The organism is Oscillospiraceae bacterium, from assembly GCA_025757685.1.
In the GTDB taxonomy this organism is placed as follows: Bacteria; Bacillota; Clostridia; order Oscillospirales; family Acutalibacteraceae; genus CAG-217.
Genome location: CP107220.1, coordinates 1,221,306 through 1,246,523, shown reverse-complemented (window position 1 = coordinate 1,246,523; position 25,218 = coordinate 1,221,306). Strand labels below are relative to the sequence as shown.

Sequence of the window (25,218 nt, the reverse complement as noted above, 5' to 3'; positions counted from 1 at the left end):
GCGCCGGGCCATTGGCGCGGTGTCGGCATTCTTTAGCACAATGGAGTGCTCGAACTTTTGTTTTCGAGCGCTCTTTTTTTATTTCCATTTTTAAGCTTTTTTTGATGAAAAGGAGGATTTTATGGGGCTTGAAACAATCATGGAAACGGTGAACAGCGAGCTGTTCGGCGTGTGGTTTTTGATCGGCGCAGTGCTGGTTTTCTTTATGCAGTGCGGCTTTGCTATGGTAGAGACCGGCTTTACCAGAGCCAAGAACGCCGGCAATATTATTATGAAAAACCTGATGGACTTTTGTATCGGCACGGTGATGTTCATTCTGTTGGGCTACGGACTGATGTGCGGTCAGGACTATATCGCCGGGGTGATCGGTCTGCCCAACCTGGGCATTTTCACCCACTATAATGATTTCAACTGGTCCAACTTTGTATTTAACCTGGTGTTCTGTGCCACGGCGGCCACCATTGTGTCCGGCGCTATGGCAGAGCGTACCAAGTTTTCTGCCTACTGCATTTACTCAGCAGTGATCTCCGCTGTGGTGTATCCCATCGAGGCAGGCTGGGTCTGGAATGTGGACGGCAACGGCTGGCTGCAAAAGCTGGGCTTCCACGACTACGCCGGATCTTGCGCCATTCACATGGTGGGCGGTATCGCAGCACTGATCGGCGCCATCTTTCTCGGTCCTCGGATCGGTAAGTACCATACGGACGAAAAAACCGGCAAAAAGACACCCAAAGCCATTCCCGGTCACTCCTTGACTCTGGGCGCGCTGGGCGTGTTTATCCTGTGGTTTGCCTGGTACGGCTTTAACGGCGCGGCGGCTACCGATGTACCCACTTTGGCGTCTATCCTGGTGACCACCACCGTAGCGCCGGCTGTGGCCACTTGCACCACCATGATCTTTACTTGGATCAAGGACGGCAAGCCGGATGTGTCCATGTCCCTGAACGGCTCTTTGGCCGGGCTGGTGGCTGTGACCGCCTCCTGTGATGTAACGGACGCTTTGGGCTCCGGAATCATCGGCGCTGTGGCCGGTATTCTGGTGGTGCTGGTTGTGGAGCTGCTGGATAAGAAATTGCATATTGACGACCCGGTAGGCGCTGTGGCTGTACACATGGCCAACGGTATTTGGGGCACGCTGGCCGTAGGCCTGTTTGCCACGGACAAAGCACCGGGCTATGCAGTGTCCGGCCTGACCCATACGGGTCTGTTCTACGGCGGCGGGCTGCACCTGCTGGGTACCCAGTTAATCGGTTTTGCGGCTGTGGCCGGTTGGGCGGCAGTGACCCTGACCATCACTTTCTTTATTCTGAACAAGACCGTGGGCCTGCGGGTCAGCGCGGAAGAAGAGATCAAGGGGCTGGACGCCACCGAGCACAACCTGCCCTCTGCCTATGCGGACTTTATGCCCGTCGGCGGCTTTGCTGCCGTGCCGGTAACGGAAAGCGGCTTGCCGGCTGCACCGGTAGAAAAGGCTGTTCCGGTAGAGACTTATACCACCAAACCGGACGCTAAGCTCAGCGAAGTGGTGATGCTCTTTAACCCGGCCAAGCTGGAACGGGTGAAGGACGCCATGAACGCGGTGGGCGTTACCGGTATGACCGTGACCAATGTAATGGGCTGCGGTACCCAGAAGGGTCATGTGCGTAAGTACCGCGGTGTGGAAATCGAGGAGCTGAACCTGAACCCCAAGATGAAGCTGGAAATGGTGATCTCCGCCGTGCCGGTGGAAACGGTGATCGCCGCTGCCAGAGAGGCGCTATATACCGGTAATATCGGTGATGGTAAGATTTTTGTTTATGATGTGGAGGACGCAGTAAAGGTGCGCACCGGCGCACGGGGCTATGACGCTCTCCAGGGTACGGACGACTGATCGTCCCTACCTATCGCGGCTTTGCCATTATACGGTGGCAAAGCCGCTTTTTTGTACAAAAGAACCAAAAGTGAGCGGTAATTCACAGAGAAGAGCGCAATTCTTTGTGAAATTCACTATAATTATGCTGATTTTGTGTTGTAGATTTTTATAGTGGGCGCATTGACGGGTAATCGACAGTGTTGTACAATAAAGTATAGGTTTTTTTTGAAGAAATACAGATACAGGAGTGATGAATATGCTGCGAGAGGGCGAAGTGCGCATTCCCTCCGGCTGCGCCATTGCCGCCATTATTGACCGCAAGGGTGAGCCGATCAATGGGTCGGAGATTATCCAGTCCATTGCCTTGATGCACGACCGTTCCAACGGCTTGGGCGGCGGTTTTGCCGCCTATGGCATTTATCCCGATCACAAGACGGATATTGCCTTTCATGTGTTTTACCAGTCGGTACAGGCACGAGGCGCTTGCGAGGAGTTTTTGTTCAAGCATTTTAATGTGGATGTTTCCGAGCGCATTCCCACCAAGAAGATCGCGTCCATAGAGAATGGACCGGACATTTGGCGGTATTTTGCCAAGCCCAATAAGGTGCGGATGAAAGAGGCCCGTTTGGACGAGGACGAATATACCGCCCAGTGCGTGATCCATGTGAACAACGAGATCGACGGCGCTTTTATTTTTTCCAGCGGCAAGAATATGGGCTGCTTTAAGGCTGTGGGCTATCCGGAGGATGTGGGCGAGTTCTACATGCTGAATCAGTATGATGCCTATTTGTGGACAGCACATGGTCGCTTTCCTACCAACACCCCCGGCTGGTGGGGCGGGGCACACCCCTTTAATCTGCTGGACTGGTCTGTGGTGCATAACGGCGAGATTTCGTCCTATGACGCTAACCGTCGGTATATTGAGCAGTTTGGCTATGTGTGTACCATGCAAACGGATACGGAAGTGATTACTTATCTGTTTGACCACCTGATCCGTCACCATCAGCTGCCCATTGATGTGGCAGCCGATGTGCTTACGGCCCCGGAGTGGGACGAGATTGACCGTATGGACCCGGAGCGGAAAGAGTATTTTACCAACCTGCGCTCGATCTATAATGGCGCCTTGGTGAACGGGCCGTTCTCTGTGATCCTTGGCTCCAACAAGGGGCTGCTGGCCATCAACGACCGGCTGAAATTGCGATCCCTGACTGCGGCTACCAAGGGCAATCGGGCGTATTTTGCTTCAGAGGAGTCCGCCATTCGCGTGATCTGCCCCCACCCGGAAAAAGTGTGGTCCGTCAGCGGTGCGGAGCCGGTATTTATCCCACTGGAACTGGCAAAGGAGGAAGACGATGATTAATTATATTCCCCGCCGGTTCACCATTGTGCGGGATCGGGAACTTTGTATTGATTGCGGCTGCTGTGTGCGTCAGTGCTCCAACGAGTGCCATAGCTTTGGACCGGACGGCAAAACCGTGGTGTCCCATTCTCAGGATTGCGTGGCCTGCCATCGGTGCGTGGATCTGTGCCCCACCGGCGCCCTTCGGATCGAAAAATATGTGTGCGACTATCGGGACAATGCCAACTGGACCCCGCGCTATCAGCAAGAGATCTGCCGCCAGGCAAATACCGGCGGCGTGCTGCTGTCCGCTATGGGCAACCCGCAGCCGTATCCCATTTATTGGGACAAAATTTTGCTTAATGCCTCCCAGGTGACCAACCCCTCTATTGACCCTTTGCGGGAGCCGATGGAAATCCGCACCATTTTGGGTCGTAAACCGGATCGTCTGCAAGTGGAGCGCAAGGGCAAGTCCGTGACCAAAATGCCGCCGCAGGTGATGTTGGAGACGCCCATTATGTTCTCTGCCATGAGCTTTGGCTCCATCAGCCTGAATGCCCAAAAATCTCTGGCCATGGCTGCCAAGAATATGGGCACGCTGTTTAATACCGGTGAGGGCGGTTTGCACCCGGACCTGGCGTCTTACGGCGACTGTGCCGTGGTACAGGTGGCCTCCGGCCGCTTCGGTGTGCATAAGGATTATTTGAATAACTCTAAGTTTGTAGAAATTAAGATCGGCCAGGGGGCCAAGCCGGGGATCGGCGGCCATCTGCCCGGTGAAAAGGTGAATGTGGAAGTCAGCAATGCGCGTATGATCCCGGTGGGATCGGACGCCATTTCACCTGCTCCGCATCATGATATTTATTCCATTGAGGACCTGCGCCAGCTGATCTGGTCGCTGAAGCAGGCCACGGATAACAAAAAGCCCATTTCCGTTAAGATTGCAGCGGTACATAACATTGCGGCCATCGCCTCCGGCGTGGCTCGTGCCGGTGCGGATATTGTGGTAATCGACGGCTTTCGCGGCGGCACCGGCGCAGCGCCCACCCGCATACGCGACAATGTGGGTATTCCCATTGAGCTGGCGCTGGCAGCTGCGGACCAGCGGCTGCGGGACGAGGGCATTCGTTCCACCGTGTCTTTGGTGGCTGCCGGTTCTTTTCGCTGCTCCTCTGATGTGATCAAGGCGATTGCTCTGGGTGCGGATGCGGTGTATATCGCCTCTGCGCCGCTAATCGCCATGGGCTGCCATATGTGCCAAACCTGCAACACCGGTAAGTGCAACTGGGGCATTGCCACCCAGCGTCCGGATCTGACCCGGCGACTGAATCCGGAGATCGCTCATCAGCGGGTGGAAAACCTGCTCTCCGCCTGGAACCATGAGATGAAAGAGATCATGGGCGGCATGGGCATCAACTCCGTTGACTCCCTGCGCGGCAACAGACTGATGCTCCGTGGTATTGGTCTGACTGATCGGGAATTGCAAATTTTGGGCATTAAGCACGCCGGGGAATAAGGAGGACAGTGAGATGAAAAAAGTATTTGCACGAGAGGAACTTTGCGTCAACTGCCACCTGTGTGAAGTCTATTGCAAAACGGCACATTCAGCCTCCGGCGATGTGCTGACAGCCAATAAATATGAGAATCCGGCGCCTATCAGCCGGGTAAAGGTGTACGGCGACCGTGTAGCCTCCGTGGCGGTGAACTGCCGTCATTGCGATGACCCGGCCTGTGTGAAGGCATGCATTACCGGCGCTATGCACAAAGACAAAAAGACCGGCATTGTGTCCGTAGACCCGGACAAATGCATCGGCTGCATGACCTGCCTGGCGGTGTGCCCCATCGGGTGTATTCAGCCCGGCAATATTGCCTACAAGTGCGACCTGTGCGGCGGGGAAGAACCGGCGTGCGTCAAGGGTTGCCCCAATCGAGCCTTGGTTTGGGTAGAAGCGGGAGGTGCTGCCAAGTGAAGTATGTGATCATCGGTGCCTCTGCCGCCGGACTGGCTGCGGCGGAGCAAATTCGCAAGACGGACCCGGCAGGCGCGGTTACCCTGCTGACTCGGGAGACGGATCTGCCGTACTCTCGTCCGTCTATCAGTTATTACTTAAAGGGCCTGGTGCGGCGGGGTCAAATGCGCTTGCGCACCCCGGCTTACTATAAAGAGCAAAAAATAGAGATCGTCACCGACGTAGAGGTGACCGCCATTGATCGGGCGAAAAAGGCCGTTAAGTGCGGGCGCAAGGTGTATAGCTATGATAAGCTGTGCCTGTGCACCGGCTCCGTGCCCTTTGTGCCGCCGATGCAGAATGTAAGCGGCAAGCGCAATGTGTGCGGCTTTTTGACCGCGGCAGATGCCCAGACTGTGCACGATCTGGCAAGTGCGAACACCCGCGCCGTGGTGATCGGTGCCGGGCTGATCGGTATGAAGGCCGCCGAAGGCTTGAGCAAAATTTGCAAAAGCGTAGATGTGGTGGAGCTGTCCGGTCGGGTATTGCCCTCTATTTTAGATGAAAAGAGCGCCAAGCTGGTGCGCCGCCATTTAGAGCACCACGGTCTGCGCTTCCACCTGGGTCAAACGGTGACCCGGGCTAAGTGCAGCGGTAAGACGGTGCAGCGGGTGGTGCTGCAAAACGGCAAGGAACTGCCCTGCGATCTGCTGGTGGTGGCAGTGGGCGTGCGCCCGGCCACGGCACTGGCTGAGGCGGCGGGCCTGACAGTGGAGCGGGGGATTATCACCGATCCGGCCACCATGCAGACCTCGGACCCGGATATTTACGCCGCCGGGGATTGCGCCGTGTCTGTGGATATGTTGGACGGCAGTAAGAAAATCTTGGCTCTGTGGCCGAATGCAGTGGCACAAGGGCGTGCCGCAGGCAGCCAAATGGCCGGCGGCGACCTGACCGTCGGCGGTACCTATGCGGTGAACGCTATTGATTTTTACGGTCTGCGTATTTGCACCTGCGGGCTGATCAACGCTAAGGGCGACGGCTATACGGACCGTGTGGCTGCCGCAGACGATAGCTACAAGCGCCTGGTGTTCCGGGACGGCAAGCTGGTGGGCTATGTGCTCATCAACGCCAGCGAGAACGCCGGAATCTATACATCTTTGATCTCCGGCGGTGTGCCGTTGGAGGGTTTGCAAGGGGATTTGATGGATAGTCCCAATCTGTTCTGGTTCCCCAAGGAGACCCGGATCACCAAGTTGAGAGGAGGCGTGCAGCTGTGAATATTGAGGCAGGACTGTGCAAGTATGCAGAGCTGAACGACAAAATTAAGCAGGAGCTGCGCACCAAGAAAAAGGTAACGATCACGGCGGTGAACGGTCAGCGCTATATCGGCTGCGCCCTGGACGCAGGCAAAACCATTCAGGTGCACGGCACCCCGGGCAATGATATGGCTTGCTACTTAAATGGTGGCAAGGTGGAGGTGTTTGGCAACTGCCAGGACGCAGTGGGCAACACTATGAACGGCGGCGAGATCGTCATTCACGGCCACGCCGGCGACGCTATGGGCTATGGTATGCGGGACGGCCAGATCTTTGTAGAGACCAATGTGGCCTGCCGCGGCGGGATCCATATGAAGGAGTTTGAACAGATGAAGCCGGTGCTGGTGATCGGTCGCAATGCCGGTTCCTTCTTGGGCGAGTATATGGCCGGAGGTACCATTGTGCTGCTGGGACTGGGTATGAAGCGAGGCGAAAAGCTGTTTGGCACCCACTGCGCCTCCGGTATGCACGGAGGCAAGATCTTTGTGCGGGGCAGCTTCCCCAAGGAGAACATCAGCCCGAACATTAAAGTGACGGCCTTAACGGACGCGGACCGGCAGGAATTGGAGGGGTATTTGAAGAAATACTGCAAGTATTTTGGCGTTTCCATGGACGAGATCATGAAAAAACCGTTCAAAAAGTTGGCTCCCGCCACCTCCAGACCTTACGCAAACCTTTACACGCCCAACTAATGGTATTATAATAGAGAAAAGAGCGACAACCACACGGGATAGGAGAGAGCGATGTTCGATAGTTTGCACGAGGAATGCGGTGTTTTCGGCGTATTTGAAAATCAGACCACCACGGTGGCCCAGACGGCGTATCTGGCTCTGTTTGCCTTGCAGCACAGAGGACAGGAGAGTTGCGGCATTGCCGTGAATGACGACGGCGTGTTTCGCCACCATCGGGGCGACGGACTGGTGCCGGATGTGTTCAGCAAGGAGCAGCTGGCTGCCCTGGGTACAGGTAATATGGCCATCGGTCATGTGCGCTACTCCACCACCGGCGGCAAAAACGCCAACAATATTCAGCCCCTGGTCATTCGCCATATTAAGGGTAATTTGGCGGTGGCACATAACGGCAATTTGGTAAATGCCCCGGAGCTGCGCCGCCAGTTTGAGCTGAAGGGCGCCATTTTTCACGGCACATCGGACACCGAGTCCATTGCCTATTCTATTGTAGAGGAACGCCTGCACAGTAAGAGCACGGAAGAGGCGATCGAAAAAATCATGCCCCGGCTGCAAGGGGCGTTCTCTTGCGTGGTGATGACTGCCACCAAACTCATTGCATTTCGCGACCCCAATGGCTTTCGGCCTCTTTGTCTGGGTAAGACTGCGGACGATGCTTATGTGGTGGCGTCGGAGAGTTGTGCGCTGGATTCCATCGGCGCTCACTTTGTGCGGGATATTGCTCCCGGCGAGATCGTTGTGATCAGCAAGGAAGGCGTGCGCTCCATTACCACCCATTGCGGCGGACCACGCCATATTTGTGTGTTTGAGTACATCTATTTTGCTCGGCCGGATAGTGTGATTGAGGGCGTGTCTGTGCAGCACGCCAGAATGCGGGCCGGTGCGTACCTGGCGAAGGAGCACCCGGTAGACGCGGATATTGTCATCGGCGTGCCGGACAGCGGCCTGGACGCCGCCTTGGGCTATGCCCAGGAGAGCGGCATCCCTTACGGCATTGGATTTATCAAGAACCGCTACATCGGCCGCAGCTTTATTCAGCCTACCCAAGGTCAGCGTGAGGACGCGGTGAAGATCAAGCTGAATGTACTGCGAGAGAATATCAAGGGCAAGCGGGTGGTGATGATCGACGACTCTATCGTTCGCGGCACCACCAGCGCTCGGATTGTCAGCCTGCTGCGAGAGGCCGGCGCCACCGAGGTGCATATGCGGGTTTCTGCCCCTCCGTTTCGGCATCCTTGCTTCTTTGGAACGGACATTGATAGCGAAGAAAACCTGATTGCATGCAAATTTCACGAAATTTCTGAAATTTCTTGCCAATTAGGGGTTGACAGCTTGGGGTATCTTAGTGTAGAATCTACTCACGAACTTGCGAAGGAGTCCGGATTCGATTTTTGCGACGGTTGTTTCACCGGCCATTATCCCATCCCCACCCCGAAGCAGCAGTCCAAGGATAAGTTTGAGGAAAAGCTGAATCAGTTCTCCTCTTACTACCAGGTCTTGGATTAAAAGTGAATAAGCGGACGCACCTTGCGCCCGCTGTATATGGAGAGTTGTCCGAGCTGGCCGAAGGAGCACGATTGGAAATCGTGTAACATCTAAACGGGTGTTCGAGGGTTCGAATCCCTTGCTCTCCGCCAAAAAAGCCCCGAATGGCGCGTGATTGCGCGAATTCGGGGCTTTCTTTCTTTGCTTTTTTCTGTTTTGCACTTGTGGCAATTTGTGTGCCAATGTTGGTGTTTGACGGCATTTTTGTCCTACTTTTGTCTTACTCGTTCAGGAAGAAACAAAGTCGTTTAACTGCTCGGCGGTACGCTGTGCTCTGCTCTGTCGAATGTGGGTGTACACATCCATAGTCAGTTCTACCTTGGAGTGCCCCAGCAGCTGGGAAGCGTCTTTGGCCGATAGATCGGCGTCAAAGCAGATGGTGGCAAAGGCGTGTCGCAATTGGTGCGGGATGAGTAACCGCTCCGGCACCCGCTGGGCCAGGGATCCGGTAACCGGCAAGTCCATGACCGTACCGGCAGATATGACCTATAGCCAGTGGTATGAAAAGTATGTGGAGAAAAATGGCGGCGTTATTCGTGGCGCAAGAGGCGTAGATAAACCGGCCGTGGAGGAACAGGCGGAAGCTGTATATCTTGGCCAAATCAATCCGCAGTCTGAGCAGGAACGCAATGCCTATGTGGATCGGTTTATTACACAGTACGAGCGCGCCGACGAGGAGCACATGCTGGTTATTGACCGCACCGGCAAAGTGTATTCCGTTACCAGTCACCAGCCGGATTATATCGACTTAACCGGCGTTGACATTTCCATGAAAGGCAGTTACAATATACATAATCACCCAGCGGATCAAACGCAGTTTTCATTCAGTGATGAGGCGGATGTTCCCAGCATGATTGCCGATGGCACCGGCGTGATGGAAGCCTTTGACCATAAATATCGTTATCGCCTGGAACAGATGGACGGAGTAACACTTAAAGAGTGGGAAGAAGCAAAAGAACAAGCAAAAGATAATGTTTCTTCGACGATGATAAGGAAACATCTTGGACTCTTAGACTATGAAGAAAATGCAAAGCACATACTGATCGAGGAGACCTGCCGTATTTTAGGGAAAGGAGTGTATACCAGATGGAAGAAGTAAAGATTAGTGAGGAAGAACTGGCTGAACTCAAAGCGCTTGATCACGAATATGCAATCCGGGAAAGAAAAATCAGTAAAGCATGGTTGGCGGCGCACCCCGGAGTATCCAGGGGGGAGTGCAATACGCCGGAAATGCGGGCACTACGAGAAGAGAAAAAGCAAAAATACTTTGAAATCGTGGAGAAATACGAAAAGCTATTTCAAAAACAAGAAAAGCAATAAATAACCCAAAGTGAGCAGAGCTGCAATGCAGCCCTGCTCTTTTTATACCCATTTTCAGGCTATGCCTGTGGGAATATATCATTTAACGAACCGGCAGCGTACGGTTTGGGAAAGGAGTCAGCAATGACAAAACACAATGCCGAGATGGAAAACAGCAGAGAACAGAGCCGGGTGTGCGCACGCCTGCCGCTGAACCTCCAGCTGTTTGCCGAAGATACCGGCGAAGCAGAAGCAGATACCGACACAGAGGGGGCAGCGGGCAGCACCGGCGCCGGTCTCTGTGATTGCCGCTATGGTGAAAAGAGCAGCCGACTGCATTTTGGTTCTTGCAAAGCGTTCATTTCCGTTGCCCGGATGATTGCTTGAAAACCGGGCTTTTCTGTTTGTCAGAGTATAAAATATTGTTGCCCCGTTGTATGATGACGGATTTTGGCTGAAAATTGCATATTTTCAAAAAAGTTAGTGGTCGGTATTGACAAATATTACTCTTTTGTAGCATAATAGCTGAGAGGAGGAGTGAAAATGGTAATAGAAGAGACGCGGGATTTAGCCGAAACTGCGGATTGTGTAGTGATCGAAGCCATTTTAGTGGATGACGGATTGCGTTACAAACAGCTTTCCGTCGGCATCAAAGACGAAAACGGCGACATTATTCGTATCGTCCCTATTTCAACCGTTCTGATCTAGAAAGAAGCCGAGCAGTGTGAAACTGCTCGGCTATCTTTTTGCAAAAAAGATGTTTTACAGTATTAAACTGCGGTTCCTTTTGTACATTGCGTTATTTGACGGTGAAGAAGCTGCCGTACTCCGGGTCGCTGCGCATGGAGTAGGTGTCGGTAGGACTGACGATAATATGATCCAGCAGCTGCACATGAATGGAGCGCAGAATGGAAAGCAGACGAATGGTGAATTCCAGATCCTGCGCAGAGGGTTGGGCCTTGCCGCCGGGATGGTTGTGTGCCAGCATAACAGCGCTGGCGTTGTCTCGCAGAATATGTTCCATCAAAGTGCGCTGATCCACAGCGGCCAGGTTGACGCTGCCGCTGCCTACGGCGTGGGTTTGCAAGATTTTGGCACTGCCGTCCAGGGTGACCAAGTACACCTGCTCGGTGGTTTTGTCCCGTAACAGATTGGCAAAGTAGGCGCAGGACTGGGCGGCATCCGTCAGGTGCTTGACCGGTTTGTTTTGATTCTGACGGATCCGCCGGTTCAGATCCCGTACCAGCAGAATCTGTACGGCGGTCTGTTCGCCGACGCCCGGCACTTGTTGCAGATCTGCTGCGCCGGCGGCAAACACCTGCTCCAGCGAGCCGAAGCGGTTAATGAGCGCATAGGCAATGGGCTTTACATCTTTGCGGGGAATGCTGATGGACAGCAGCAATTCCAGCAACTGGTGGTCCGGCATAGCGTCGCCGCCGCCTTGCAGATAAGCGGCACGCATACGGGCTCGGTGCCCATCCCTGCTGATTTCCATTCATATCCCTCCTGACCCTGAAAGCAAAAAAGGCGTGCCTCCGCATTTGCGGAGAACACGCTTTTGTGTTCTACTGTATATTATACAAGAAAATGTGGCATTTGTAAAGACGATTACTTACCCGGTGCGTCGCTGCGGCCCACCAGGTAGTCCAGGGTCACATCATAGTGGTCTGCCAGTTTGCAAAGGGCTGCCAGGGGGATCTCCCGCTGGCCGTTTTCATACATGGAATAGGTGCTTTGACCCACATTCAGCAAGGCTGCCATTTGCCGCTGCGTTTCGTCCCGGTCCTCTCGTAAATCCTTTAGCCGCACGGCAAATTCCCTCCTTGGTACTCAGTATAGCTATTGTACAAAATCCGCGGAACGACATTTGTAATTATCACGAATTGTGATACTTTTTGTGACGAACTTTGACCTTTTGTGACAATATTGTCATTTTATAAAAATAGATTGACTTTCCGGGTCTATCCGTGTATTATTGTATCAATGAACTGTACTACGCACCATAATACGGTGAGAACGGCGAATCTTTCGCATATCTTTAGATTTTGTTGCGTTTCTTTTTAGGTTTTTATGATTGAATAATGGTAAGACGATTTGTTAAGTAGGTGAACAAAATGAAAAATGTACTTGAATTACTGGAACGCACTGCGGCACGTTTGCCAAGGCAGACCGCCTTTGCAGATCAGCAGTGCAGCTATGACTACCAAACGGTGGTGAACATTGCCGAATCCGTGGGCAGTGCGCTGGCCGCGAATGGAGACCGTAATTGCCCGGTGGCGGTGCTGATGGAGCGGGGCGCACCCTGTTTGGTGACCCTGATGGGGGTGCTGTACAGCGGCAACTTCTATGTGGTGCTGGATCCGGAAATGCCCGCCGAGCGGGTGAATAAGATTTTGCGCACCTTGCAGCCTACGGCACTGATCTGTGACGAGGTCCACAAGGATGACCCGGCCGGACTGGATTATGACGGCAAGGTGTATAGCGCAGAAGCGCTGGCGGCCGGTCAGGCACAACCGGAGCTTTTGCAAACGGTGCGCCGGCGTATGATCGATACGGACCCGGCCTATGCCATTTTTACCTCCGGCTCCACCGGCAACCCTAAGGGCGTGGTGGTGAACCATCGCAGCGTGCTGGCGTATTCCGCTTGGGCGGCCGATACCTTTGGCATCAGCGAAAAGACGATTTTCGGCAACCAAACGCCCTTTTATTTCAGTATGTCGGTGACGGATATTTACGCTACGATTCGCACCGGAGCGCAGTTACATGTGATCCCCAAGTCGTATTTCTCCTTCCCGGCTCTGCTGATCCGCTACCTGAATGAGCGGCAGGTAAACACCATTTATTGGGTGCCCTCCGCCCTGTCCATTGTGGCCAACTTAAAGGTGCTGGACTTTATGATGGCGGAGCATATTGAAAAGGTGCTGTTTGCCGGTGAGGTCATGCCTGCCAAGCAGCTGAATTACTGGCGCAGCAAGTATCCGAACGCCCTGTTTGCCAACCTGTTTGGCCCGACGGAAACCACGGATATTTGCACCTACTACATTGTGGATCGGGAGATCAAAGACACGGAGAGCGTGCCCATCGGCATTGCCTGTGACAATTGCGACAGCTTTGTGGTTACCGAGGACGGGCGGCTGGCCGGAATCGGCGAGGAGGGCGAACTGTACGCCAGAGGTTCATTCCTGGCTATGGGCTACTATAACGACCCGGACAAAACGGCGGCTGCCTTTGTGCAAAATCCGCTGCAAAGTCACTATCCGGAGCGGGTGTATAAAACCGGCGATCTGGTGCGGTGGAATGAACGGGGCGAGCTGATTTATCTTTCTCGTCGGGATTTCCAAATTAAGCACATGGGCTACCGGATCGAACTGGGCGAGATTGAGGCGGCTGCCACGGCCCAACCGGGAGTGGATGTGTCCGTGTGCTTGTACGACCAGGCGGCGGATCAGCTGATTTTGATCTATGTAGGTGCGAAGGCGGAGCAGGAGACCGTGCGGCAGGCATTGCAGGCAGCGTTGCCCGCCTATATGCTGCCGGCCAAGGTCATTCAGGCCAAGACCATCCCTTACAACCAAAACGGCAAAACCGACCGTAAGGCGTTGGCTGCCGCATACTTTAACAAAGCTGACTAAAGTCCATTCAAAAATTTATATATAATGAAAAAGGAGAACTAAAAATGGAAGAATTGCTTGAAATCTTGGAAGAAATGAAACCCGGTGTAGACTTTAAGTCTGAGACACACTTGATTGATGACAAGGTGTTTGACTCTCTGGCGATTATGGCGCTGGTGGCAAAACTCAGCGATGAGTTTGATGTGGAGATTACCCCGCTGATGATTGTGCCGGAGAACTTTCAGTCCGCCCAGGCGATGTGGCAGATGATTGAAAAATTGCAGGACGAATAAAAATTATACATAAGGTAAGCAAGTTATGTCATTTACATCTGTTACTTACTTTCTCTTTGTAGGAATCAGCCTGCTGATTTATACCATTGTGCCCAAGCGGGCCAAATGGTGCGTGTTGCTGGGCGCCAGCGCCGTTTACTATGTGATGGCAGCGGGGCTGCGCACGCTGTGGCTGGTGGCGGCCATCCTGATCGTATACGGTGGCGGGCTGCTGCTGGGCCACCTGAATGATCAGGGCAAAGCCCGGCGCAAGGCAGCTGCCGACAAAGAGGAAAAGAAACAAATTCGCAAAAAATATGACGCCAAGAAGCGCGCGGTGGTCACCGTGGCGGTACTGGGCGTCTTTGGGTTGTTAATAGCCTTAAAATATGTAAATTTCCTGGGAGAGAGCGCCTACGGCATTGCCGGGCTGTTTGGCAGCAAGAGCACCTATCAGCCGGTGCAAATTCTGCTGCCCCTGGGTATTTCTTACTATACCCTGTGTGCGGTCAGCTATGTGGTGGATGTGTACAGAGGTAAGTACAAGCCGGAGCGTAACTTCTTCAAACTGGCGCTGTTTCTCAGCTTCTTCCCCCAAATGACGGAGGGTCCTATCGGCAAGTATGAGATCATGATGCCCCGGTTGGTGGAGGGCCACAGCTTTGACTTTGAGCGAGACGCCCAAGCGGTGATGCGTATCTTTTGGGGTATGTTTAAGAAGATGGTCATTGCCGACCGAGCCAACCTGTTTGTTACCGGTGTGTTTGACAACGGCGACCAGGCCGGGTCTATGGTGCTGCTGGGCACCCTGCTTTATACTGTGCAGATCTACTGCGAATTCTCCGGCTGTATGGATATTGTGTGCGCCACCGGCCAGCTGTTTGGGGTGGAGATGCAAGAGAACTTCCGTCGCCCTATTTTCTCCAAAACCATCAACGAATTTTGGCAGCGGTGGCACATTACCCTGGGCGCGTGGATCAAGGAGTATGTGTTCTTCTCCGTGTCCCTGTCCAAGGGGCTGATGAATTTAAGTAAGCATACCAGAAAGAAATTAAACGATTATTTTGCCAACTTGGTGCCCATGACCTTTGCGCTGTTTTGTGTGTGGTTCTTTAACGGCATTTGGCACGGCGCCAGTTGGAAGTATGTACTCTACGGGCTGTATTATTACATTTTAATGATGATCGGTATGTACCTGCGCCCGGTGTCGGACAAGCTGCTGCACGCACTGCATATTGCGCCGGAGAGTAAGGGCTTTGCCCTGTTCCAGATGGTGCGTACTTTCCTGATCGTCAATGTGGGCATGATGCTGTTCCGCTGCCACACCATTCCCCAGTGGGGCCAGAGCCTGGCGCGTATCTTTACGGATTTTGACGGCGCTTGCTTAACCAACGGCACGGTGCTGTCTCTGGGTAACGACTGGCAGGATTTCCTGATTATGGGTATCGGCGTGCTGGTGGTAGGCATTGTAGAGGTGCTGCAAGAGAAGGGCCACACCATTCGCACGGAGCTGGCTCGCCGTCCGGTAGTGCTGCGGTATGCGGTGTTCTTGGCGCTGATTATCGGCGTGATCGTCTTTGGCGCCTACGGTACCGGCTATGAAACGGTAGCGCCTATTTACGGTCAATTCTAAGGAGGGGTGCATGATGACTGCAAAGACTAAGTTGATATTGAAAAATTGCACCCGCCTGGTGTCCTTTATTTTGATTTTGCTGCTTTTGCTCTACGGTATTTCCTTTCTATTGGAGCCGAAGAACAATGATGACGCAGCCGGGTTCGTGAACCCCAACGCCAGCGGCTATCTGTCGCTGGAGAAGGACACGCTGGATGTGTTTATTGTAGGCAACAGTGATGCTTACAGCGGTTTTTCGCCTATGGAAATGTGGAAAAACTACGGCTTTACCTCTTATGTCAGCGGTACCGGCAAGCAGCTGATCGGCGAATCTATTCGCGCGGTGGAGAATTGCTTAAAAACCCAAAAGCCCAAGGTGGTGATCCTGGAAACGGATCAGCTGTACACCAACTCCAACTCTGTTCAAGTGATTGCCCGGGATGCGCGTAAGCAGATGCTCAACCAGTTCAGCGTGCTGGAGTACCACGATCGGTGGAAGCAGTTTGACCCCAAGATGGCGGTTAAGCGCAAGTCCTACTCTGCCCGCTTTGCCTCCAAGGGGCAGTTTGTGTCCGGTGCCAAGGTGCCGTATCGGGGCAAGGAATATATCAAAAAGACCAAAAAGCGAGACGAGATCAATCCGCTGTTTGTGCGCAAGCTGGACGAGCTGAATGCGCTGTGCAAAAAGAACGGTGCCCAGCTGATTTTGGTGCAGGTGCCGTCCCAAACCACCTGGACCTATGCCCGCCACAATGCGGTGAATGATTATGCCAAGAAAAACGGCATTCCGTTCCTGGATTTGGATCTGAAACGCAAGGAGATCGGCTTTAGCTGGAAAACGGACAGCCGGGACGCCGGCAACCACCTGAACTGCTACGGCGCCAAAAAAGTATCGCTCTATGTGGGGCAGTACATTAAGAACCATGTGCAGCTGGAGGATAAGCGCCAAAATGCAGCATACGCCGGGTGGAACGATGACTACACCACCTACATCAAGCACCTGAAAGAGGGCGGCGATGTGGAAAAGCGCAAAGGCCCTACGGCGGGGCAAAACAACAACCCTGTGCCCAACGACCGGCATAAGAAAGAACAGCCCCATACCGGCGACCCTTACGATCCCTCCGTTCAAGCTGTTTCCAAGCAATAAAGATACAAAGACTGTCGCAGTGCTTATGCTGCGGCAGCTTTTTGTTTTGCCGACCAAATTTTACCGGTTCTTTAGATTTCCTTTGCGTTGCTTTTAAGAATGTGTGGTTAAATGTGTACAACGGGTTTTCCGTTGGGGATTTTTGTGGTACAATGGAGCAAGCACTTTGTATCACTTGAGGGAGATGAGAGCAATGTTTACGGTATTGGTGTGCGATGATGACGCGGCGATCTTAGAGTCTCTGCGCATTTATCTTAGCCAGGAGGGCTATCGGGTGCTGTGTGCCCGGGACGGGCTGGAGGCGCTGGAGCAAGTACAGGGGGAGGAGATCCACTGTATGGTGCTGGACATTATGATGCCTCGGCTGGACGGACTGAAAACCACATTAAAGCTGCGGGAGAAATATAATTTTCCCATTATTCTGCTGTCGGCCAAAAGCGAGGACACGGACAAGATCGCCGGTCTGGGCTTTGGCGCCGATGATTATGTGACCAAGCCCTTCAACCCGCTGGAGTTGACCGCTCGGGTCAAGAGCCAAATCCGTCGCTATGTGCGTCTTGGCAGCCTGGAGGTGCGGGAGAGCCAGCTGGTCACCGGCGGCCTGGTGCTGGATACGGATACCAAGGAAGTGACGGTAGACGGCGACCCGGTACGGCTGACTGCCCGGGAGTATAAGATATTGGAATATCTGATGCACAATATCGGCCGTGTGCTCTCCAGCGCCCAAATCTATGAAGCGGTATGGAACGAACCGGCCTACGGCACGGAAAAGACCGTGACGGTGCACATTCGCAACATTCGTGAAAAGATTGAGATCAACCCCAAGGAGCCCAAATACTTAAAGGTGGTGTATGGACTTGGATACAAAGTGGAAAAGTGTTAGAGAAAGCAGATGGTTTAAGGCGCTGTGCGTGGTGCTCTCTATGGTGCTGGCCTTTAGCTCGGTGGCACTGTTGAGCGCCGTGATGCGGGTCAGCGGCCTGTATAACGATGATGCATTTACCGATCCGTCCGTAGCGAAAAAGGGAAGTCTGGTACAGACTACGATTTTCAAAGCAGAGCTGGACGAGATCGTCAATGAGATCACGCTGCTGGCGGGGCAAAAGCAGCTGCAACAAAAGGCGGCTGCCCTGAAGAAAGCCAAGGCGGACAGCGTGGCGGCCGCACTGGAGCAATATAAGAAGAACCAGGCCACGGCCATTCGCAAAACGCTGGTGTTCTATGCCGGGCTGAAAAATGAAGATATTACAAATATCGGCAAGAATATACCCAACTATAAAGTGCCCACCAAGACCATAAAGAAAGTGGTGGCAGAGGATCGGGACGCACCGGGGCTGATTCGGGATTTGCAACAGATTGTCAACGGCACCCGGGCGGGGGAGGATTATCAGCCCTATTTGCAGCTGGCAAATTGGCTGCGCAGCAGTAACGGCGTGGAGTATTATAGCGATATGTCGGAAGAGCCGGACGACCTAATCCGCTATTACACGTTCGATTTTACGGTGGATGGCCAAACGGTATCGGCGGATATGTATGATGATGACCTGACCTTGGGCGAGACGATCAAATCGGCTGAGACCCACATCAAAAAGCTCTATGACAAAGCGGTGGTGAAACGATTTCAATTCGCTGCCGACGAGCAGCAGGAGATGCGCCAAAATTTGCAAGAGCTGCAATGCCTGCAATTCTATGCCAAGGACAATATCACCGGTCAGGTGGTCAGCCAGTTGGCAGAGGGCAAATCGCCGGCGTCGCTAAAGAACGCGCCGGTGTACTATTCCAAGACCAAAGCGGGGGAGAACCTGCGGGGCACGGATTACGGTGCCGGCAATGCCAGATCGGACGCTGCACAGTACCTAATGGACGGAGATATGAGCATTTATGTAGGCATAGACCCCACTGTGGCCGGCGGCAACGATATGCTTCCGGACTTTGTGGAATTGAATGCCTTGTGCACCCGTATGCAAAATGTAAATACCGTGGCAATGACCGTAGCGGCTGTTTGCCTGGCGGTGCTGGCCCTTGCCTTTTTGGTGCTGGCCTGTCTGGGTTGCGGTCGCCGTGCCGGTACGGACGGTGTGCGCCTGCTGTGGATGGATTATATTCCCTTGGAGCTGCACACGGCGATCATCGCCGCAGCAATTGCTGGGCTGGGTGTGGTGCTGTTCGGTAATTTGTTTAATGACCTGTCCAATTATTATGGCTATCAGCTCAGCACCCTGTATTACGGCGGACTGTTCTTAGCGGCCTGCGGCGCTTTGGGCGCGGTGGCCTGGGGGCTGTATGCAGAGTTGACCCTGTCTTTTGTGCGCCTTTGCAAGTCTAAGAAACACTTGTATAAGGGCACGCTGCTGTATTATATTTGCTTGGGGATTTGGCGTCTGTTGTGCAAACTGCACCGGTTCAATCGGCGTGTGATCCGGGGGCTGGCCTATACCCCGCGGCACTTTAAGCGCAATATGGTCTTTTGCGCCGTAGGCTATCTGCTGATCAATATTATATTGGTGCTGCTGTTTGCATCGTTTCTGAATGGAGAGGCGCCGGTGGTCGGTGTGATCAGCGGCTTGGTAGGCCTGGGCTTTAACGGCTTTTGCGTGGGCTACGCGCTGCGCTTTTTGTTCCAGCTGGACCGGGTGATTGAGGCCGCAGCCAACCGCACGGATGTGGAGGCGGCACATCTCCACCCGGCACTGGCCGCCATGGCCGGCAGTCTGCGTTATACCAATCAGGAGCTGCACAACGCCGTGGATCAGGCAGTGCGGGATGAACGGCTGAAAACGGAGTTGATCACCAATGTGTCCCACGACTTAAAGACCCCGATTACCTCCATTATTACTTATACGGATTTGCTGTCCAAGTGCCCCCAGACGGACGAAAAAGCCAAGGAATATATGGCTGTTTTGACGGAAAAGAGCACCAAGCTGGCACGGCTTGTGGAGGATTTGATTGAGGCGTCCAAGCTGTCCTCCGGCAACATCACCCTGCACCCTATGGTGCTGGATCTGGGCGAACTGACCGCCCAGGCGATCGGGGAGTACCAAAAGGAATTTGAGGAGAACCGGCTGCAACTGGTGCTGGATCCGGATTTGCCCCGGGTACAGGCGTTTGCCGACGGTTCCAAAACCTACCGGGTGCTGGAAAATCTGCTGCAAAATGCCAAGAAGTATTCTGCCGCAGACTCCCGGGTGTATGTGCGTGTGTATAAGCAAGGGGATTTCGGCGTGTTTGAAATTAAAAATATTTCTGCCGAGCCGCTGAATATTTCACCTCAGGAGCTGACGCAACGGTTTGTGCGAGGCGACGCTTCCCGCACCAAGGAGGGCAACGGTCTGGGCCTAAGCATTGCCCAGGAGTTGTGCAGCGCCCAGCAAGGGAAGTTAGAGCTGCTCATTGACGGCGATTTGTTTAAGGCTCGGGTGTATTTGCCGCAGCCGAAGAACGCCCTGCCGCAGGACACAGCGGAATAACGTCATAGATAACAAAAGACAGTTACCCGTTTTTGGGTAACTGCCTTTCTTTTTTCGCTTGTATTTACTTTTCGCTTTGACCTTTTGGCTTCATGGCGTTGTAAGAGGTGCGCACCGCGTCATCGCTGATGTTGCAGCCCAGTTCGTACAGGGGCACCTTGGCAAATATGGTCTCCAGCATATCAAACAGCCGCTCCATAGCGTTAGGCCCCAGCTTGCGCACTGTTTGGGAGAAAATGTTGAACACTGCCTTTTTGGTGTCTGCCGGGTGGATAAAATTCTCCTCCGCCCGCTCAAGGAAGCAAATGCCCGCCAGGGGAACCATGCCTGGGGTGGAGTAATCATATTTTCCGCTCCAGGGGGTGCCGCAGGCATACACCCGGTCGCCTACCAGGCGAATGGCCGGTTTGTCGTCATTGAGCATATACGCCCGGTTGCCAAAGTGCTTGAGCCACAGGGCGGTGTGGGTGGATTTGCCGGTGCCGCTGTCTGCGGAAAAAGCGTAGGCCGCGCCGTCCACCACCACGCAGCTGGAGTGGAGCAAAATACCTTGGAATTTCAGCAGCTGGGTGTAAAAATCCGAGCCGGTGAGCATATAGTACCAGTCGTCCCGGTTCATCTCCGGGTGCTCGGCCATAGCGTCCGTTACCCGCTGCTCCGTCACATCAATGGTCATGTCCGCCGTCTGCCCCTCTTGGTCCTTGCACAGGTAGGGACGGGCTTGCTTTTCTGTTCTGCCGGTGGGGTGCTTGATCTCCACCACCAGCCCGGCAATATCGTAAAACGGCATAGTTGCACCTCAATTCTACCCATTAGTATATAAGAAAAAGCACCTACCGTCAAGGCAAAATCTACCTGCATTTTTTGCCGCTCCGGCTCTTGACAAACAGTCAAAATCGGTGTATGCTATGTCGTAGAACAAATGTTCGATAATGGGAAAGGAGCCGTAGGGAATGGAGCGCACCGTTTTGCATGTGGATTGCAACAAGTTTTATGCCTCGGTGGAGTGCTTGCACCGCCCGGAGCTGCGAGACAAACCGGTGGCGGTGGGCGGCAGCACGGAGAGCCGCCACGGAATTATCCTGACGAAAAACGAAATTGCCTCCCGCTATGGCTTGGTGGCAGGGGAGCCGCTGTGGCAGGCGCGGCAAAAGTGCCCGCAGTTGGTGGTGGTGCCGCCGAACTTCCCGCTGTATATGCGCTTTTCCAAGATGGCACGGCGGATCTATGAGGATTACAGCGACTATATTGAGCCTTTCGGGCTGGACGAGAACTGGCTGGATGTGACCGGCGATGACCGCACCGGGGAACAGATCGCCCAGGAAATTCGCTGTCGGGTAAAGGCGGAACTGGGCATTACCGTCAGCGTGGGGGTCAGCTTTAACAAGATCTTTGCCAAATTGGGTTCAGATTATAAAAAGCCGGACGCGGTAACGGTTATCAGCCGGGAAAACTACCACCGGGTGGTGTGGCCCCTGCCGTGCAGTGATCTTTTGTGCGTCGGCCCGGCCACCACCCGCAAGCTGAACGCTTACGGCGTTTATACCATCGGCGAGTTGGCGGCGGCTCGGTCGGATTTTTTGCAAGGTCTGCTGGGCAAGAACGGGCTGATGCTCCGTGCCTTTGCCCGGGGGGAGGATACTTCGCCGGTACAGCATATGGATGCCAAGGCGGCGGTCAAGAGTGTGGGCAATTCCACCACCACGCCCCGGGATCTGGTGGATGATACGGATGTAAAGGTGGTCTTTACCGTGCTGGCAGAGAGTGTGGCCCGCCGTATGCGGGAGCAGGGACTGCAAGGGCGCACGGTGTGCATCTCCTTGCGGGATAAGAATTTGCAAACCTTTACCCGGCGACACAAGCTGGCCGCCGCCACCGATGTGAGCACGGAGATTTTGCAGGCGGCTATGGCGCTGTTTTGTGCCAATTATCGCTGGGGCGCACCCTTGCGCAGCATTGGATTGTCGGTGACGGACTTTGAGCTGGAACCCTGTGTGCAGTTTGATTTGGCCCATACCCAGGAGCAGCGGGAGCGGGCAGCCAAGCTGGAGCGCACGGTGGATGATTTGAAGCGCCGCTTTGGCAACTACTGTATTCAGCGGGCCAGTTTGCTGGGGGATACCGGGCTGTCCCGTTTTAATCCCCACGATGACCATACCATACACCCCGTTGGATTTTTAACCGGAAAGGAACAGGCAGGATGAAAAATTATGTGCGCGTGCTGGCGCTGTATAATGAGGAGGGCGATATTCGCCCGGTAAAGATGGAGTGGGAGGAGCGATGGCTGGATGTGGACCGTGTACTGGATATTCGCCCGGCGGCGTCTCTGCGTTCCGGGGGCGCCGGACTGCGCTACACCTGCAGCATTGCCGGTGTGCCCACTTATTTGTTTTTAGAGGAGACAAAATGGTTTTTTGAACTTGCAAAATAGAATCGGATAGCGTATAATGTGCCTATGAAGAAGATTAAAGAATTATTTATCAAGTACAAAGAAATCATTATGTATCTCATCTTCGGCGTGGCCACCACAGGTGTGAACTGGGTGGTGTACAGCCTGCTGATGAAGGCGGTGCTGGTGCATGCTCCCGGCAGCGACGATGTGAAGATGACGGTAAGCAATGTGATTGCCTGGATTGCTGCGGTGATCTTTGCCTTTATCACCAACAAACTGTGGGTGTTTGAGAGCAAAAGCTGGGTACCCAAGGTGGCGGCGCGGGAGTTTGTGTCCTTTGTGGTCTCTCGACTGGCGACCGGCGTGATCGAGTGGTTCGGCCCATTGCTGCTGTTTAAGATTGGGCTGGATCAGGACCTGTTTGGGGTCAAGGGCTTTGTAGCCAAGATCGTTTGCTCCGTGCTGGTGGTGATCCTCAACTATGTGTTCTCCAAGCTCTTGGTATTCACCAAAAAGAAAAAGAGTGCGGACGCACCGGCAAATCCAAACGAAAAATAGGCAATGCGTATAAGAAAAGAGTGCTGCGGCGCTCTTTTTTTGTTGGCTTTAGAATTGCAAGGCGCAGTCGTTTGTGGTAAAATAATGAACGGAAATTTTAGATTGCGAGGTATTTTCGTATGGCAAAAGCATATCAGGAAATGACAAAAGACGAATTGCTCCGGGAGCAGGAGAGCCTGCTGGCTCGGTACAAGGACTTTCAGGCCAAGGGACTGCAGCTGGATATGAGCAGAGGTAAGCCCTGCAAAGAGCAGCTGGATCTGTCCGTGGGTATGAATGATGTGAAGGACTATGTGTCCGGCGGCGTGGATGTGCGCAACTACGGCATTTTGGACGGTATTGCCAGCTGTAAGCAGCTGTTTGCCGAGTTGCTGGAGGTGCCGGCCGAAAATGTGATCATCGGCCCCAACGAGAGTCTGACTTTGATGTTTGATTTTATCTGCCAGTGCTACACCCATGGCATCGGCGGTAAACCCTGGAGCCAGGAAAAGGAAGTGAAGATCCTGTGCCCGGTGCCCGGCTATGATCGCCACTTTACCGTGTGCCAGTATTTTGGGCTGCAAATGGTGAATGTGCCGATGAACGCCGACGGACCGGATATGGACACCATTGAAGAATTGGTGAAGGATCCCAGCGTGAAGGGTATGTTCTGTGTGCCCAAGTATTCCAACCCCACCGGCATCACTTTCTCCGATGCAGTGGTGCGCCGTATTGCGGCGCTTCGCCCGGCGGCAGAGGACTTCCGCATTGTGTGGGACAACGCCTATTGCGTGCATGATCTGGACGAGGACGGCGATAAGCTGCTGAATATTTTTGATTTGCTGCCGGAATACGGCAATGAGGATATGGTTATTGAGGTGGCCTCTACCTCTAAGATCACTTTCCCCGGCGCAGGCGTGTCCTGCCTGGTGGCCAGCAAGAAAAATTTGGATCTGATCCGTCAGCGCCTGACGGTGCAGACCATCAGCTATGACAAGATGAACCAGCACCGCCATGTGGAATTCTTTAAGAATGCGGACGGCGTGCGTGCCCACATGAAGAAACATGCGGCAATTTTGAAGCCTAAGTTTGATATTGTACTGGATCGCCTGAACAAGGAACTGAGCGGCCTGGGGATCGCTGACTGGTTCTCCCCCAAGGGTGGTTACTTTATCAGCCTGGATGTGCTGCCCGGCACCGCCAAGCGCGTGGGCGAGCTGTGCAAGGCCGGCGGCGTGACCCTCACCAGCGTGGGCGCCACTTATCCCTATGGCATTGACCCACAGGACAGCAACATTCGCATTGCACCTTCTTTCCCGCCCAATGAGGAGATGGCCTTGGCAGCGGAGCTGCTGTGCATTTGCACCCGCCTGGCTGCCATTGAGAAGCTGGTGGGCTGATGCAGGCCGGAGCTTCTACCGCTTGCTTTTATCCTTTGGAGACGGAGCGGGCTTTGCAGCAGGTGACGGAACTGGGCTTTCCTTTTGCGGAGGTGTTCTTTAACGCTCGGCAGGAGTTACGCCCGGCCTTTGTGCGCCAACTGGCAGCCATTGCTGGGAACGGCGGCACACAGGTGGTGTCCGTGCACCCCTTTTCCAGCTTTATGGAAAGCAGCTGCATTTTTGGCGATTACCAGCGCCGGTTTGAAGATACCATTGATATTTATAAAGAAACCTGCCATGCGGCAGCGCTGCTGGGCGCCCAATTTGTGGTGATCCACGGGGCGGTTGCCCAGCCCAAGATTCCCATTCCGGAGGAACGGTATTTTGCGCGCTTTTTGCAGCTGGTGGAGATCGGCCGCGCCGAGGGCGTGACCGTGTGCCAGGAAAATGTGAACCGCTTTAAGAGCCAGCACATTGCCTTCTGCGACCGGATGCGCCGCGCGCTGGGAGACGACTTCCGCATGGTGCTGGACATTAAGCAGGCGGTGCGTGCCGGGGAGGATCCCTTTGCGTTTCTGGATACCTTCCAAAAGGAGATCGTCCATGTGCACATCAGCGATCATTCCCCGGAAAAGGACTGCCAGCCCCCGGGGCAGGGAAGCTTTGACTTTCAGCGGCTGTACCGCACTTTGGGTGATCGGGTGCATTATATGATTGAGATCTACTCCCGCGGCTATCGGGTGGCGGCGGAGCTGCAGCGGGCCAAGGCCTACCTGGATACAATCAAGTAGGAGGTGGGCACTTTG

At 53.9% G+C, this 25,218-nt stretch carries 26 protein-coding genes and 1 tRNA gene; 23 read left to right on the top strand and 4 right to left on the bottom strand.

The window, feature by feature from the left end:
* Positions 1 to 121: 121 nt before the first annotated feature.
* The 8 genes from OGM59_05825 (at position 122) to OGM59_05790 (ending at position 8,785) form a co-directional block, all read left to right on the top strand.
* Positions 122 to 1,870: an ammonium transporter gene (locus OGM59_05825; GenBank protein UYI90222.1), complete on the top strand. Its 1,749-nt coding sequence runs from the start codon at positions 122 to 124 to the stop codon at positions 1,868 to 1,870.
* 238 nt (positions 1,871 to 2,108) lie between these two features.
* Positions 2,109 to 3,212, top strand: coding sequence for a glutamine amidotransferase family protein (locus tag OGM59_05820; GenBank protein UYI90221.1), 1,104 nt, complete (start codon positions 2,109 to 2,111; stop codon positions 3,210 to 3,212).
* Positions 3,205 to 4,707, top strand: a complete 1,503-nt coding sequence (locus OGM59_05815) for a glutamate synthase-related protein (protein UYI90220.1) — start codon at positions 3,205 to 3,207, stop codon at positions 4,705 to 4,707. Before OGM59_05820 ends, OGM59_05815 begins: the two co-directional genes overlap by 8 nt.
* Positions 4,708 to 4,720: 13 nt before the next feature.
* Positions 4,721 to 5,161 carry a 4Fe-4S dicluster domain-containing protein gene (locus tag OGM59_05810; GenBank protein ID UYI90219.1) on the top strand — a complete coding sequence of 147 codons (441 nt, stop codon included), beginning with the start codon at positions 4,721 to 4,723 and terminating at the stop codon, positions 5,159 to 5,161.
* Entirely contained in the window at positions 5,158 to 6,420 is a 1,263-nt protein-coding gene (locus OGM59_05805) for an FAD-dependent oxidoreductase (protein UYI90218.1), read from the top strand. The genes OGM59_05810 and OGM59_05805 overlap by 4 nt, the downstream gene beginning before the upstream one ends.
* Positions 6,417 to 7,151 carry a hypothetical protein gene (locus OGM59_05800; GenBank protein UYI90217.1) on the top strand — a complete coding sequence of 245 codons (735 nt, stop codon included), beginning with the start codon at positions 6,417 to 6,419 and terminating at the stop codon, positions 7,149 to 7,151. The genes OGM59_05805 and OGM59_05800 overlap by 4 nt, the downstream gene beginning before the upstream one ends.
* Positions 7,152 to 7,202: 51 nt before the next feature.
* Complete coding sequence (purF, locus tag OGM59_05795; GenBank protein UYI90216.1) at positions 7,203 to 8,654, top strand: amidophosphoribosyltransferase; 1,452 nt, start codon at positions 7,203 to 7,205, stop codon at positions 8,652 to 8,654.
* Positions 8,655 to 8,692: 38 nt separating this feature from the next.
* Positions 8,693 to 8,785: transfer RNA gene (locus OGM59_05790), tRNA-Ser, on the top strand.
* A gap of 136 nt (positions 8,786 to 8,921) precedes the next feature.
* On the opposite strand, the gene OGM59_05785 is transcribed toward OGM59_05790, so the two are convergent.
* Positions 8,922 to 9,092: a hypothetical protein gene (locus OGM59_05785; protein UYI90215.1), complete on the bottom strand. Its 171-nt coding sequence runs from the start codon at positions 9,090 to 9,092 to the stop codon at positions 8,922 to 8,924.
* 10 nt (positions 9,093 to 9,102) lie between these two features.
* On the opposite strand from OGM59_05785, the gene OGM59_05780 reads away from it, so the two are divergent.
* The 4 genes from OGM59_05780 to OGM59_05765 all read left to right on the top strand — a co-directional run bounded on the left by OGM59_05780 (position 9,103) and on the right by OGM59_05765 (position 10,700).
* The gene (locus OGM59_05780; GenBank protein UYI90214.1) at positions 9,103 to 9,792 is read left to right on the top strand and encodes a hypothetical protein; all 690 of its coding nucleotides are present in this window, start codon (positions 9,103 to 9,105) and stop codon (positions 9,790 to 9,792) included.
* Positions 9,780 to 10,013, top strand: coding sequence for a hypothetical protein (locus tag OGM59_05775; GenBank protein UYI90213.1), 234 nt, complete (start codon positions 9,780 to 9,782; stop codon positions 10,011 to 10,013). Before OGM59_05780 ends, OGM59_05775 begins: the two co-directional genes overlap by 13 nt.
* 123 nt (positions 10,014 to 10,136) lie before the next feature.
* Complete coding sequence (locus OGM59_05770; protein ID UYI90212.1) at positions 10,137 to 10,379, top strand: hypothetical protein; 243 nt, start codon at positions 10,137 to 10,139, stop codon at positions 10,377 to 10,379.
* 156 nt (positions 10,380 to 10,535) lie between these two features.
* Positions 10,536 to 10,700, top strand: coding sequence for a hypothetical protein (locus tag OGM59_05765; GenBank protein ID UYI90211.1), 165 nt, complete (start codon positions 10,536 to 10,538; stop codon positions 10,698 to 10,700).
* 91 nt (positions 10,701 to 10,791) lie between these two features.
* Here OGM59_05765 and radC read toward each other — a convergent pair whose 3' ends face one another.
* Complete coding sequence (gene radC / locus OGM59_05760) at positions 10,792 to 11,487, bottom strand: DNA repair protein RadC (protein UYI90210.1); 696 nt, start codon at positions 11,485 to 11,487, stop codon at positions 10,792 to 10,794.
* A 113-nt stretch (positions 11,488 to 11,600) separates the two neighbouring features.
* Positions 11,601 to 11,801, bottom strand: coding sequence for a helix-turn-helix domain-containing protein (locus OGM59_05755; protein UYI90209.1), 201 nt, complete (start codon positions 11,799 to 11,801; stop codon positions 11,601 to 11,603).
* A 305-nt stretch (positions 11,802 to 12,106) separates the two neighbouring features.
* On the opposite strand from OGM59_05755, the gene OGM59_05750 reads away from it, so the two are divergent.
* The 6 genes from OGM59_05750 to OGM59_05725 all read left to right on the top strand — a co-directional run bounded on the left by OGM59_05750 (position 12,107) and on the right by OGM59_05725 (position 20,101).
* Positions 12,107 to 13,624, top strand: coding sequence for an amino acid adenylation domain-containing protein (locus OGM59_05750; protein UYI90208.1), 1,518 nt, complete (start codon positions 12,107 to 12,109; stop codon positions 13,622 to 13,624).
* Positions 13,625 to 13,668: 44 nt separating this feature from the next.
* A complete protein-coding gene (locus OGM59_05745) occupies positions 13,669 to 13,896 on the top strand; it encodes an acyl carrier protein (protein UYI90207.1) in 228 nt (75 codons plus the stop codon).
* A 25-nt stretch (positions 13,897 to 13,921) separates the two neighbouring features.
* A complete protein-coding gene (locus tag OGM59_05740) occupies positions 13,922 to 15,508 on the top strand; it encodes an MBOAT family protein (protein UYI90206.1) in 1,587 nt (528 codons plus the stop codon).
* A gap of 10 nt (positions 15,509 to 15,518) precedes the next feature.
* Positions 15,519 to 16,634, top strand: a complete 1,116-nt coding sequence (locus OGM59_05735; protein ID UYI90205.1) for a hypothetical protein — start codon at positions 15,519 to 15,521, stop codon at positions 16,632 to 16,634.
* A 193-nt stretch (positions 16,635 to 16,827) separates the two neighbouring features.
* On the top strand, positions 16,828 to 17,517 hold the full coding sequence (locus tag OGM59_05730; protein UYI90204.1) for a response regulator transcription factor: 690 nt from the start codon (positions 16,828 to 16,830) through the stop codon (positions 17,515 to 17,517).
* A complete protein-coding gene (locus tag OGM59_05725; protein ID UYI90203.1) occupies positions 17,486 to 20,101 on the top strand; it encodes a HAMP domain-containing histidine kinase in 2,616 nt (871 codons plus the stop codon). The genes OGM59_05730 and OGM59_05725 overlap by 32 nt, the downstream gene beginning before the upstream one ends.
* Before the next feature lie 64 nt (positions 20,102 to 20,165).
* On the opposite strand, the gene OGM59_05720 is transcribed toward OGM59_05725, so the two are convergent.
* Positions 20,166 to 20,891, bottom strand: coding sequence for a hypothetical protein (locus OGM59_05720; GenBank protein UYI90202.1), 726 nt, complete (start codon positions 20,889 to 20,891; stop codon positions 20,166 to 20,168).
* 163 nt (positions 20,892 to 21,054) lie between these two features.
* On the opposite strand from OGM59_05720, the gene dinB reads away from it, so the two are divergent.
* The 5 genes from dinB (at position 21,055) to OGM59_05695 (ending at position 25,203) form a co-directional block, all read left to right on the top strand.
* Entirely contained in the window at positions 21,055 to 22,305 is a 1,251-nt protein-coding gene (gene dinB / locus OGM59_05715; GenBank protein ID UYI90201.1) for a DNA polymerase IV, read from the top strand.
* Positions 22,302 to 22,532 carry a hypothetical protein gene (locus tag OGM59_05710; protein UYI90200.1) on the top strand — a complete coding sequence of 77 codons (231 nt, stop codon included), beginning with the start codon at positions 22,302 to 22,304 and terminating at the stop codon, positions 22,530 to 22,532. The genes dinB and OGM59_05710 overlap by 4 nt, the downstream gene beginning before the upstream one ends.
* Before the next feature lie 24 nt (positions 22,533 to 22,556).
* Positions 22,557 to 23,051, top strand: a complete 495-nt coding sequence (locus tag OGM59_05705; protein UYI90199.1) for a GtrA family protein — start codon at positions 22,557 to 22,559, stop codon at positions 23,049 to 23,051.
* Positions 23,052 to 23,170: 119 nt separating this feature from the next.
* Positions 23,171 to 24,430, top strand: coding sequence for an aminotransferase class I/II-fold pyridoxal phosphate-dependent enzyme (locus OGM59_05700; protein ID UYI90198.1), 1,260 nt, complete (start codon positions 23,171 to 23,173; stop codon positions 24,428 to 24,430).
* Positions 24,430 to 25,203: a sugar phosphate isomerase/epimerase gene (locus OGM59_05695; protein UYI90197.1), complete on the top strand. Its 774-nt coding sequence runs from the start codon at positions 24,430 to 24,432 to the stop codon at positions 25,201 to 25,203. The genes OGM59_05700 and OGM59_05695 overlap by 1 nt, the downstream gene beginning before the upstream one ends.
* Positions 25,204 to 25,218: the final 15 nt, after the last annotated feature.